This window comes from Ornithinimicrobium sp., assembly GCF_035267225.1.
In the GTDB taxonomy this organism is placed as follows: domain Bacteria; phylum Actinomycetota; class Actinomycetes; order Actinomycetales; family Dermatophilaceae; genus Ornithinicoccus.
Window position 1 is genome coordinate 34,859 of sequence record NZ_DATFMA010000074.1, and the last position, 12,184, is coordinate 47,042.

At 69.1% G+C, this 12,184-nt stretch carries 9 protein-coding genes; 2 read left to right on the plus strand and 7 right to left on the minus strand.

Annotated elements, in window-relative coordinates; genetic code table 11:
- Positions 1 to 86: 86 nt before the first annotated feature.
- The 3 genes from betT to VJ976_RS07010 form a co-directional block, all read right to left on the minus strand.
- Positions 87 to 2,201 (minus strand): choline BCCT transporter BetT, encoded by a 2,115-nt coding sequence (betT, locus tag VJ976_RS07000; protein ID WP_324099404.1) that lies wholly within the window; start codon positions 2,199 to 2,201, stop codon positions 87 to 89.
- Positions 2,198 to 3,991 carry a choline dehydrogenase gene (gene betA / locus VJ976_RS07005; RefSeq protein ID WP_324099405.1) on the minus strand — a complete coding sequence of 598 codons (1,794 nt, stop codon included), beginning with the start codon at positions 3,989 to 3,991 and terminating at the stop codon, positions 2,198 to 2,200. The genes betT and betA overlap by 4 nt, the downstream gene beginning before the upstream one ends.
- 81 nt (positions 3,992 to 4,072) lie before the next feature.
- Positions 4,073 to 5,566, minus strand: a complete 1,494-nt coding sequence (locus tag VJ976_RS07010; RefSeq protein ID WP_324099406.1) for an aldehyde dehydrogenase family protein — start codon at positions 5,564 to 5,566, stop codon at positions 4,073 to 4,075.
- A 134-nt stretch (positions 5,567 to 5,700) separates the two neighbouring features.
- On the opposite strand from VJ976_RS07010, the gene VJ976_RS07015 reads away from it, so the two are divergent.
- Both VJ976_RS07015 and VJ976_RS07020 read left to right on the plus strand, forming a co-directional pair.
- Complete coding sequence (locus tag VJ976_RS07015) at positions 5,701 to 7,110, plus strand: GH1 family beta-glucosidase (protein ID WP_324099407.1); 1,410 nt, start codon at positions 5,701 to 5,703, stop codon at positions 7,108 to 7,110.
- A gap of 38 nt (positions 7,111 to 7,148) precedes the next feature.
- The gene (locus VJ976_RS07020; protein ID WP_324099408.1) at positions 7,149 to 7,502 is read left to right on the plus strand and encodes a GntR family transcriptional regulator; all 354 of its coding nucleotides are present in this window, start codon (positions 7,149 to 7,151) and stop codon (positions 7,500 to 7,502) included.
- Positions 7,503 to 7,523: 21 nt separating this feature from the next.
- On the opposite strand, the gene VJ976_RS07025 is transcribed toward VJ976_RS07020, so the two are convergent.
- From VJ976_RS07025 to VJ976_RS07040, 4 genes are all read right to left on the minus strand, one after another.
- Positions 7,524 to 8,312, minus strand: coding sequence for a 3-oxoacyl-ACP reductase (locus VJ976_RS07025; RefSeq protein WP_324099409.1), 789 nt, complete (start codon positions 8,310 to 8,312; stop codon positions 7,524 to 7,526).
- A gap of 27 nt (positions 8,313 to 8,339) precedes the next feature.
- Positions 8,340 to 9,698: an aldehyde dehydrogenase family protein gene (locus tag VJ976_RS07030; protein ID WP_324099410.1), complete on the minus strand. Its 1,359-nt coding sequence runs from the start codon at positions 9,696 to 9,698 to the stop codon at positions 8,340 to 8,342.
- Positions 9,695 to 11,077 (minus strand): glutamine synthetase family protein, encoded by a 1,383-nt coding sequence (locus VJ976_RS07035; protein WP_324099411.1) that lies wholly within the window; start codon positions 11,075 to 11,077, stop codon positions 9,695 to 9,697. Before VJ976_RS07035 ends, VJ976_RS07030 begins: the two co-directional genes overlap by 4 nt.
- Before the next feature lie 54 nt (positions 11,078 to 11,131).
- Positions 11,132 to 12,184 (minus strand): amino acid permease (locus VJ976_RS07040; RefSeq protein WP_324099412.1); only part of this gene is annotated, 1,053 nt, incomplete at its 5' end.

Sequence of the window (12,184 nt, forward strand, 5' to 3'; positions counted from 1 at the left end):
TTGCGAAGCCGTTGTGCGGGCGTCCCAGTCACGAGACCGTAACGATTCCGCCCGATCCGTTTCACATGCGGGGTCGGCTGGCCGGGTTACTCGCTCTCTGCTGAGGCCTCGAGACGCAGGAACTCCAGATGGCGAAGGTAGGCGTCCAGACAGTCGTGAATGATCTGGCTCTGGGTGTAGCCCATCACGTCATAGCCCTGGCCACCCTCCACCGTGTGCACCTCGAGCCGTGCGTAGCGCTCTTCCCCGCGGGGCATGCGTCCTGCGTAGGCCGGCACCGGCGCGTCGTGGAGCTCCACGCGGTAGACGAAGGGGTGGGGGCTGTCCAGGCTCGTCTGCAGATGGACGTTGCGGCGGGCGACGTCGTTGCCCTCGGGCAGGTCGCGCTCCGCCTCGGCCACGGTGTCGACGCTCACGCTCGCCTCGACGCCTTGGCTGCTCAGCTCCTCGGCGACTTCCTCCAGGGCCGGGGTGACCGTGTCGTCGAGGAACCGGCTGCCCTTGTCGACATCGGGGAAGGTCAGCGCGTGCGAGAGCCGTCCTCGCCACACGTGACGGGGCGGGAGCTCGTCGCTCTCGTTGACGATCGAGGAGTCGCGCGCGGAGAGCATCGTGGGAAGCACGTGCTGCCCGCTGTCGACGCGGTAGGCCTCGATCCGCAGGGCCCGGTAGAGCCCCACCATGACCAGCACCATGACGAAAGCGAACGGCAGACCCATGATGACGGTGGCGTACTGCAGCGCCGTGATCCCTCCGGCGATCAGCAGGGCCGACGTGAGCACGCCGGTCCCCACCGCCCAGACGATCCGCAGCCAGGCGTCCGCGTCCGCGTGGGACGTCTTCAGCGTGGAGCTCAGGTTGGCCATGACCAGCGCACCGGAGTCCGCTGAGGTGACGTAGAACAGCAGGCCGACCAGGGTGGCGACGCCGATGATGAACAGGGCGCCCGGGTAGTCCTGGAGCAGGGTGTAGAAGCCACGCTCGGGCTGGTTCATCGCCAGCTCGCCGAAGGCGTCGTCCCCACCGCGCACCCGCGCCAGCGCGCTGTTGCCGAAGATGGAGACCCACATCACCACGTAGCTGAACGGGATGATCATCGTGCCGGCGACGAACTGCCGGATGGTCCTCCCGCGCGAGATCCGGGCCAGGAACAGACCGACGAAGGAGGCCCAGGCGATCCACCACGCCCAGAAGAACAAGGTCCAGAAGCTCATCCACTCCGCCGTGTCGTTGAAGGCGAAGGTCTGCATCGTCAACCCGGGAAAGGAGGTGACGAAGTCGCCCACGTTCATCACGATCGCGTTGAGCAGGAAGGCGGTCTGCCCGGCCACGAGGATCCAGGCGGCCAGGCCGATCGCCAGCAGGACGTTGATCTGTGAGAGCAGCCGGATGCCCTTGTCCACGCCGGTGGTGGCCGAGATGGTCGCGATGACGACGGCCAGGGCGATCAGGCCGACCTGGGCGGCAGTGCCCTCCGGCAGGCCGAAGATGAGGTTGAGGCCGAAGTTCAGCTGCACCACACCGATCCCGAGGCTGGTGGCCACCCCGAAGATGGTGCCGAGCACGGCTGCGGTGTCCACCGTGTGGCCCAGCGCACCGTCGATGCGTCGTCCGAACAGCGGGTACAGCGCCGAGCGCACCGCCAGGGGCAGGTTGCGCCGGTAGGCGAAGTAGCCCAGCGCCATTCCCATCAGGGCGTACATCCCCCACCCGGTGATGCCGTAGTGGAACAGGGTCCACACGGTGGCCTCCCGGGCGGCCTCGACGGTCTCACCGCTGCCTACCGGCGGCGCCAGGTACTGGGTGACCGGCTCGGCGACCGAAAAGAACATCAGGTCGGTGCCGATTCCGGCGGCGAAGAGCATCGCGGCCCAGGAGAAGGTGGAGAACTCGGGCTTGGAGTGGTCGGGCCCGAGCTTGACACTGCCGTAGCGGGAGATGGCCAGGAACAGCACGAAGACGAGCACGAGCGTCGCCAGCGCGATGTAGAACCACCCGAACCACGTGCCGGTGTACCCGACCAGCGAGCCGATGGTGGACTCCGCCTGCGAGGGCCAGATCATCAGCCACACGGCCACCACCAGGGTGATGGTCAAGGAGGCGCCGAACACGACGGTGTTGACGGTCGTCTCTTTGCGGGGTGACGCGGCGGAGGCCTCGGGTGGTGGTGGGGCCGCGCCCTTCTCGTTGTCGATGCTCATGCTGGCTCTCCTGCGTCTTCGGGCCGCATCTGCGGCAGGCCTTCCCGGGCACCGGCTGCGCTCGGGGGGTCGGTGGTGGCGTCCCAGGCCTCGTTGCGCGGGTCGCCCGGTGGCCAGAGGGGCATCCCCTCGCCGTGGCGGTAGTACGGAACCTCGGTCGCCGGCAGCGGGGTGTTGCCCGCGATGAGGTCGGCGGCGCGCTCCGCGACCATCATCACCGGGGCATAGATGTTGCCGTTGGTGATGTAGGGGAACACCGACGCGTCGACCACACGCAGCCCGCTGACGCCGTGCACTCCCATCGTCGCGGGGTCGACCACCGCCATGTCGTCGCCCGCGTCACCCATCTTCGCCGTGCACGAGGGGTGCAGCGCCGTCTCGGCGTCGCTGGCCACCCAGTCCAGGATCTCCTGGTCGCTCTGCACGGCGGCACCGGGCGAGATCTCACCGCCGCTGAACGGAGCGAACGCGGGCTGCTCGAGGATGTTCCGCGCCGCCCGCACCATCTCGATCCACTCCCGCCGGTCGGCCTCGGTGGACAGATAGTTGAACTGCACCGCCGGATGGACGAACGGGTCGTCGCTGGTGATGTGGACGGTGCCGCGGCAGTCGGAGTACATCGGGCCGATATGCACTTGGTAGCCGTGCTCGCTGGCGGGGCGCGAACCGTCGTAGCGGATGGCGATGGGCAGGAAGTGGAACATCTGGTTCGGGTAGGGAACCTCGTCGTTGCTGCGGATGAACCCGCCCGCCTCGAAGTGGTTCGAGGCGCCGACTCCGCTGCGCAGGAAGAGCCATTCGGCGCCGATGCGCGGCTTGTGGCGGTGACGCAGCCACGGGGCGATCGAGATCGGCTGGGTGCTGGCGTGCTGGATGTAGACCTCGAGATGGTCCTGCAGGTTGGCCCCGACACCGGGCAGCTCGACCCGCGGGGTCACTCCGGCGGCCTGCAACACCGCCGGGTCGCCGATCCCGGCCAGCTGCATCAGCTGCGGGGTGTTGAACGCACCGCCACACAGGATGACCTCACCGGCCGTGGCGCTGCGCCGTACCCGGCGGCCGATGGTGTAGTCCACACCGGTGACCCGGGTCCCGTCATCGCTCGTCCGCAGTCCGGTCGCCTGCGCCAGCGTGCGGACCGTGAGGTTCGAGCGTCCCATGACCGGGTGTAGGTAGGCCCGCGCAGCGGAGAGACGACGACCGCGGTGCACGTTGCGGTCGAACTTGGCGAAGCCCTCCTGGCGGTACCCGTTCACGTCGTCGGTCAGGGGGTAGCCCGCCTCTTGCACCGCCTCGAGGAAGGCGCCGAAGATAGCGCGCGTCGCCGGGCCGCGCTCCAGCACCAGCGGGCCCGAGCCACCTCGCCAGGTGTCGGAGCCGGCCAGGCAGGTCTCCATCCGCTTGAAGTAGGGCAGGCAGTGGGCGTAGTCCCAGTCCTGCATCCCCGGCTCCCGGGCCCAGCGCTGGAAGTCCAGGGGGTTGCCGCGCTGGAAGATCATGCCGTTGATGCTGCTGGAGCCGCCGAGGACCTTGCCCCGCGCATGCTCCACCCGCCGACCGCTCATGAACGGCTCGGGCTCGGTCTCGTACTTCCAGTCGTAGAGCTTGCTGCCGATCGGGAACGGAAGCGCAGCGGGCATGTGGATGAAGGCGTCGAACCGGAAGTCGCTTCGGCCGGCCTCCAGCACGAGGACCGAGACGCTGGGGTCGGCGCTGAGCCGGTTGGCCAGGGCAGACCCCGCTGAACCCCCACCGACGATGATGTAGTCGTAGAACGGATCGGTCGGCATCGGCGACTCCTTCACGAGCGAGAACGAGGTGACCCGTGGCGGGTGACTCAGACTGTAGCGAACCCGTTCGCGCCCAGGGCCTCAGCCGCGGTCACGGAACCAGTCCGCCCGGGCGGGGCGGGTGTTGTGCCAGATGTGCTTGGTCTCGCGGTACTCCTCCAGGCCGGCGCGTCCCAGCTCACGACCGATCCCGGACTGCCCGTACCCACCCCACTCGGCTTGCGGCACGTAGGGATGGAAGTCGTTGATCCAGATCGTGCCGTGTCGCAGCCGAGCCGCGACCCGCTCGGCTCGGCCGGCGTTCTGGGTCCAGACGGCGCCCGCCAGGCCGTAGACGGTGTCGTTGGCGATGGCGACCGCGGCCCGCTCGGCCTCGAGGTCGTCCTCGCCGCTGAAGGTCTCCACGGTCAGCACCGGCCCGAAGGACTCGTCGTGCACGCACGCCATCTCCTGGGTGCAGCGGTCGAGGATGGTGGGCAGGTAGTAGGTGCCCGAGGTCAGGTCACCCTGGGAAGGCGCGCTGCCGCCGGCGAGCAGCTCGGCGCCGTCGGCGACCGCCTGCTCGACGTACGCGTGGACCTTGGTGCGGTGGTCCTCGCTGATCAGGGGACCACTCTCGGCCTCCTCGTCGAACGGACCACCCAGGCGGATGCCCTCGGCCCGGCGGACCAGCTCGGTGACCACCTGGTCGTGGACCTCCTCCTGGACGATCAGTCGCGAACCGGCCGAGCACACCTGCCCGGAGTCGAGGAAGATGGCCGTCAGGGCGTTGTCGATGGCGGCGTCGAGGTCGGCGTCGGCGAACAGGACGAAGGGGTTCTTCCCGCCGAGCTCCAGAGCGATGCGCTTCACCGTCCCGGAGGCGGCGGCCATGATCGCCCTCCCGGTGTGCAGCCCGCCGGTGAACGAGACCAGGTCCACCAGTGGTGACTCGGTCAGGGCCGCCCCGACGTCGGCGCCCGTCCCCAGGACCAGGTTCCCCACCCCGGGCGGCAGTCCGGCGCGGGTCAACGCCTCCATCAGCCAGATGGAGGTGGACGGCGTGAGCTCGCTGGGCTTGAGCACGAACGTGTTGCCGGCGGCCAGTGCCGGGGCCACCTTCCACGAGGTCTGCAGCAACGGGTAGTTCCAGGGGGTGATCAGCGCGCACACCCCCACCGGCTCGTGGACCACCCGGCTGGCGATGTCCGGCATCCCCGTGTCCACCACGCGCCCGGCCTCGGCGGCGGCCAGATCGGCGAAGTGGCGGAAGACCGCGACGATGTCGTCGACGTCGATCTGGGACTCCACGAAGCGTTTGCCGGTGTCGCCGGACTCCAGCCGGGCGACGGTGTCGCGCTCGCGCTCCAGGTCGTCCGCGAGCGCGCGCAGGACCTGCGCGCGGGCCACCGCGGGGGTGGAGGGCCAGTCGCCTCGGTCGAAGGCCGCCCGGGCGGCTTCCACGGCCCGGACCACGTCCGCGGCCGTGGCCTCGCTCACGGTCGCCACCTCCCGGCCGTCCGCGGGGCAGGTGATGGTGCGGGTACCCCCGGCCTCGGGGGAGCGCCACTGTCCGTCGATGAAGAGCTCAGCCATGAAGGCAGCCTATTGCGGGTGAGCCGCGCGTGTGCAGCCGTGAAGGACTACCCTTTCCGACGTTCGCCCACGCTCGTGCGCGTCCGTGCTGAGTTCGGTCACTCGGGCGCCGCTGGCCTCACGATGGAGTGATGATGGCTCGTTCGACCGCCTTTCCTGCCGGCTTCCTGTGGGGCTCGGCCACCGCCGCCTACCAGATCGAGGGGGCCAGCCACACCGACGGGCGCACCGACTCGATCTGGGACACCTTCGCCCGCGTCCCGGGGGCGGTGTACGAGGGCCACGACGGGTCGGTGGCCTGCGACCACTACCACCGGTACGGCGAGGACGTCGAGCTCATGCGCCAGATCGGCCTGGGTGCCTACCGGTTCTCGGTCTCCTGGGCCCGGGTCTGTCCAGACGGCGGCGGCGTCAACCAGGCCGGGCTGGACTTCTACTCGCGTCTGGTCGACGCCCTGCTCGAGGCGGACATCGTGCCGTGGCTGACGCTCTACCACTGGGACCTGCCGCAGGCCCTGGAGGAGTCCGGGGGGTGGCCCGCCCGGCAGACGGCGGAGCGGTTCGTGGAGTACACCGGCGTGGTCCACGATGCGCTCGGGGACCGGGTCAAGTTCTGGACCACCATGAACGAGCCCTGGTGCTCGGCGTTCCTCGGCTACGGCAGCGGCGTGCACGCCCCTGGGCGTACCGACGGAGCGGACGCCCTGCGTGCCGCCCACCATCTGATGCTCGCCCACGGGCTGGCCGTCCGGGAGCTCCGCGACCGGGACTCCTCACTGGATCTGGGACTGACCCTGAACTTCGCCGACGTCGAGGCGGCCAGCGACTCTGCCGGGGACCAGGACGCCGAACGCCGGATGGACGGCCTGATGAACCGCTACTTCCTCGAGCCGATCATCAACGGCGCCTACCCCCGCGACGTGATGCAGGACGTCTCGGAGGTGATGCCCGAGGACCTCATCCAGGACGGTGACCTCGACGTCATCTCCACCCCTATCGACGTGCTGGGGGTGAACTACTACTTCGGGCAGGCGGTCAGCGGCGTGGAGCCGGAGGAGGCGGCGCAGGCCGCCGCCGACGCCCGGCAGCGGGGGCCGTCGGCCAACGTGGGATCGGAGCACGTCGAGGTCGTCTCCCGCGGCCTCCCGGTCACCGATATGGGCTGGGAGGTGGTGCCCGACGGGCTTCGCCGGCTGCTTGTCAGGCTGGACAACCACGTCACCGGACCGGTGGGGACCGGCCTGTACGTGACCGAGAACGGTGCCGCCTATCCCGACGAGCCGGACGAGGACGACTTCGTGGACGACCAGGACCGGATCGCCTATCTCAGAGCGCATCTGGAGGCATTGCACGAGGCCGTCGAGTCGGGGGTCGACGTACGCGGCTACTTCCTGTGGTCGTTGATGGACAACTACGAATGGGCCTTTGGCTACAGCAAGCGGTTCGGTATGGTGCGTATCGACTACGAGTCCGGGACGCGCACTCCCAAGGCGAGCGCCACCTGGTACGGCCACGTGGCGAGCCACGGTGAGCTTCCGGACTGAACCGGCGCCGATCCGACGCCCGCGAGATGAGGGCCTGAGTGCGCATCGAGATCGACCCGGAATCCGGCACACCGGTCTTTCAGCAGATCTGCGACGCCGTGGTGGGTGGCATTGTCACGGGGTCGATCTCGCCGGGGTCGCACCTGCCGCCGGTGCGTCACCTGGCCACGGAGCTCAGCGTGGCGTCGAACACGGTGGCCAAGGCCTACCGCCAGCTGGCGCTGGAGGGCCACGTGCGAACGCAAGGGCGCAACGGCACCGTGGTGCTCTCGCCGGCTCAGGCGGACGGTGCCGACGAGTGCACCGCCTCGGCCAGGGCGTTCGTCGAGGCCGCTCGTGGGCGCGGCCTGTCGGTGACCGAGGCGGTGGGGGTCGTCCGCCGGCTGTGGTGACGAGGCCGCCGGCGACGTCGGCTACTCCAAGGGCGTGACGTAGGCGCTGCTGATCCCGCCGTCGATGACGAACTCGTTGGCCGTCATGAAGCTGGAGTCGTCGCTGGCCAGGAAAGCCACCGCGGCGGCGATCTCCTCGGGCTCGGCGAACCGACCCAGCGGCACGTGCACCAGGCGGCGCTGCGCCTGCTCGGGGTCGGCGGCGAACAGCTCCTGCAGCAGCGGCGTGTTCACCGGGCCCGGGCACAGTGCGTTCACCCGCACCCCCGTGCGCCCGAACTGGACGCCGAGCTCACGAGAGAGCGCCAGCACGCCGCCCTTCGAGGCGCTGTAGGAGATCTGCGAGGTGGCCGCACCCATCAGAGCCACGAACGAGGCCACGTTGATGATCGAGCCACGACCCTGTTCCAGCATGTAGGGCAGGGCCTTCTGGCAGCACAGGTAGACGCTGGTCAGGTTGGTGTCCTGGACCCGGCGCCAGGTCTCCGGGTCGGTGTCCAGGATGGAGGAGTCGGCGGGAGGGTTGATCCCGGCGTTGTGGAAGGCGATGTCGATCGAGCCGTAGCGCTCGTGCGCCGTGGCGTACATGGCGCTGACCTGGTCGGCGTCGGTCACGTCGGTGCGGACGAACAGCCCGCCCACCTCGGACGCTGCGGCCTCACCGGTCTCGGGGTCGCAGATGTCGCCGATCACGACGTGCGCTCCCTCGGCCGCGAGTCGTCGGGCGGCAGCCAGGCCGATGCCACTGGCTCCTCCGGTCACGACGGCGACGCGATCGGTCAGGCGGGAGCAGGCAGAGATGTCAGACACGGGGGAGTGCCTTTCGGGTTGGGTTCGTCAGTGCGCTGCGAAGAATACGGTCTTGACCTCACTGAACGCATCCAGCGCATCGGGGCCGAGCTCCCGCCCCAGGCCGGACTGCTTGAACCCGCCGAACGGGGTGTTGTAGCGCACCGAGGAATGGCTGTTCACCGCGAGGTTCCCGGCCTGCATTCCTCGGCTCACCCGCAGCGCCCGCCCCATGTCCCGGGTCCAGATCGACCCCGCGAGACCGTACGTGGTGTCGTTGGCGATCTCGATGGCCTCGTCCTCGGTGTCGAAGGGCAGCACCGAGATGACGGGCCCGAAAATCTCCTCGGTGAAGCCGGGGTCGTGGCGGTCCCTCGCCCGGACGAGGGTGGCCGGCGACCAGAAGCCCGGGCCTTGCGGGCAGCTGGCTTGGGCCAGCACGTCCGCCTGCTCGACGTAGCCCGCCACCGAGTCGCGCTGCGCGGCCGAGATCAAGGGCCCCATCAGGGCGTCCTCACGGCTCGGGTGGTCCACCACCACCGACTCGACGGCCCGCGACAGCTCGGCGACGAAGTCGTCCATGACCTCGCGCTGCACCAGCAGACGCGAGCGCGCACAGCAGTCCTGCCCGGCGTTGTCGTAGGCGCCCCCGGGCGCGGCGGCCGCAGCCGCGGCCAGGTCGGCGTCGGCGAAGACCACGTTCGCGTTCTTCCCCCCTAGCTCCAGCGTGACGCGCTTGATCTGTTGCGCGCAGCCGGCCATGATCGTCCGCCCGACCTCGGTGGACCCGGTGAAGACCACCTTTCCCACGTCGGGGTGACTGACGAACCGAGCGCCCACGACCGAGCCCTTGCCGGGCAGGACCTGCAGGAGGCCTTCGGGGAGTCCGGCCTCCAGCGCCAGCTCCCCGAGTCGAATGGCGGTCAGCGGGGTCAGCTCGGCGGGCTTGAGCACCACGGCGTTGCCGGCGGCCAGCGCGGGCCCGAAGGCCCAGCCCGCGATCGGCATCGGGAAGTTCCACGGCACGATCACGCCGACGACACCGATCGGTTCGTGGAACGTGGCGACCATGCCCCCGGAGACCGGGATCTGCTGGCCCAGGTGACGCTCCGGTGCGCCCGCGTAGTACTGCAGCACGTCAGCCACGTTCTGGGCCTCACCCCGGGCGTTGCCGATGGTATGGCCGGCGTTGCGCACCTCGAGCTGGGCGAGCTCCTCGTTGTGGTCCTCCACCACCGCGGCGAACCGGCGCAGCAGGCGCGCCCGGTCGCCCGCGCCGACGTCGCGCCACTGCCTCTGGGCCCGGCTCGCGCGGTCGATGGCGGCGTCGGTGGAGTCCGCGTCGTGCAGCTCCAGGGTGGTGATGACCTCCTCGGTCGAGGGGTCGAGGACGTTCGTCGAGGTCACAGGCGCTCGAACCCGCGCACGAGCTCCCAGTCCGTGACGGCGGCTTCGAAGTCGCGCAGCTCGATGTCGGCCATGTGGACGTAATGGTCCACGACCGCGTCACCGAAGACCTTGCGAGCGATCTTCGAGCCGTCCAGCAGATCGCGGGCCTCGCGCAACGTGTTCGGGACCTGTTCCTTGTCCGACTCGTAGGCGTTGCCCTCGGTCATGGGTTCGAGCTCCAGCTCGTTCTCGATGCCGTACAGGCCCGCCGCCATCATGGCCGCGAGCGCCAGGTAGGGGTTCGCGTCCCCCCCGGGCACCCGGTTCTCCATCCGCGCGCTGCCGCCCTCACCGACGATCCGCACGGAGCAGGTGCGGTTGTCCATGCCCCAGGCCACGGCGGTGGGCGCGAACGAACCGTGGGCGAACCGCTTGTACGAGTTCACGTTCGGTGCGTAGAACAAGGTGAACTCGCGCATCGTGGTGAGCACACCCGCGATGAACTGGTCGTACAGCGCGGTGCGCTCGTTCTTCTCCTTGTCCCAGAACACCACCTCGTCGTCCAGGCCCCGCAGCGAGAGGTGGATGTGGCACGAGTTGCCTTCGCGGTCGTTCGGCTTGGCCATGAAGGTGATGGACTGCCCCAGGCCGGAGGCGATCATCTTGGCGCCGTTCTTGTAGACGCTGTGGTTGTCCGCGGTGGTCATCACCTCGTCGAAGAGGAACCCGATCTCGTGCTGGCCGAAGTTGCACTCGCCCTTGGCCGACTCCACGACCATGCCGGCCGCGTACATGTCGTTGCGGATCTTCTGCACCGTGGGCTCGACCCGCCCCGAGCCCATGATCGAGTAGTCGATGTTGTACTGGTTGGCCGGGACGAGGTCCTTGTACCCCTGTTTCCACGCGTCCTCGTAGCTGGTCTTGTACAGCACGAACTCCAGCTCGGTCCCCGCGACCGCCCTCCAGCCGTGGGACTCGGCCCGCTCCATCTGGGCGGTGAGCATCGAGCGCGGCGACATCGGCACGGGTGAGCCATCGGTCTGCGCCAGGTCGCACTGGACCATGACGGTCCGCTCGAGCCAGGGGATCCAGCGGATGGTGTCGAGGTCGAGCTGGAACTCCATGTCTCCGTAGCCGGCCTCCCAGGAGGAGATGGCGTACCCGTCCACCGTGTTCAGCTCGACGTCGACCGCCAGCAGGTAGTTGCAGCCCTCCACACCTTCACCGAGCGCCTCGTTGATGAAGTAGTCGGCGTGCAGGTACTTCCCGGCCAGGCGCCCCTGCATGTCGGTGAAGGCGACGATGACGGTGTCGATCTCGCCGGACTCCACCGCAGCGCGCATGGCGTCCACGGAGAGCATGCGCGGGTTGCGGGGGTGTTCGCCGGGTTCGGCCATGAAGGGCTCCTTTATTGAGGCGCCCGCTGGCGCCGGATCAGGTGGTATGGCGGGTCAGCGCAGGTCGGACTCGGCCTCGTCGATGCTGGAGAACTCCTCCTCGGGAGCGTTCGTCACGACGTGGTGCCGGCTGTAGAACTGGAAGTAGGCCAGGAAGGCGAGGAAGACGGCGGCGGTGATGGCGGCGGCGCGGATGTCGACGAAGAAGGTCGCGATCACGGCGATGATGCTCAGGACCAGCGCCACTCCCGTGGTAGCCGCACCGCCGGGGGTGCGGTAGCCGCGCTCCAGGTCCGGCTCGTTCCTGCGCAGCATGATGTGCGAGAGGTTGAGCAGCACGTAGGACATGGCCGCGCCGAACACCGCGATGTTGATCAGCAGGCCACCGTCCTGCAGGATCGCCGCGAGCAGGAACCCGAGGGTCCCGGGCACGATCAGGGCCACGTAGGGAGTCTTGCGCTTGCCGGTGAGCGAGAGCACCCGGGGCAGGTAGCCGGCTCGCGAGAGCGCGAACAGCTGCCGCGAGTAGGCGTAGATGATGGAGAAGAAGCTGGCGATGAGTCCGGCCAGCCCGGCGTAGTTCACGAAGCTCGCCAGCAGGGAGTTGTCACCGTAGGCGACACGGATGGCCTCCGGCAGCGGGTTGCTGGAGGCCCCCACGGTCTCCGCGCCGCCGGCGCCGGGCACCAGGGTGAGCATCAAGGCCGCGGTGACCAGCAGCACCATCATGGCGACGATGATGCCGCGGGGCATGTCCTTCTTCGGGTTGCTCGTCTCCTCGGCCGCGAGCGGCACGCCCTCGACGGCCAGGAAGAACCAGATGCCGTAGACGAACGCGGCCAGCACCCCGGTGATCCCGAACGGCAGCAGGGCGCTGGACATCGCCGAGCCGTCGGGGTCGATGTCGGTGAGGTTGGCGGGGTCGAACTGGGGGATGAGCCCCACCGCAGTGGCGATCAGCGCCACCATGGCGATCGCGGTGATGGCGAACATGACCTTGAGGGCCTCACCCACCCCGTACAGGTGCAGCCCGACGAAGATCGCGTACATCGCCAGGTAGATCCACCAGCCGTTGGTGATGCCGAACAGCCCCAGCGCCTCGATGTA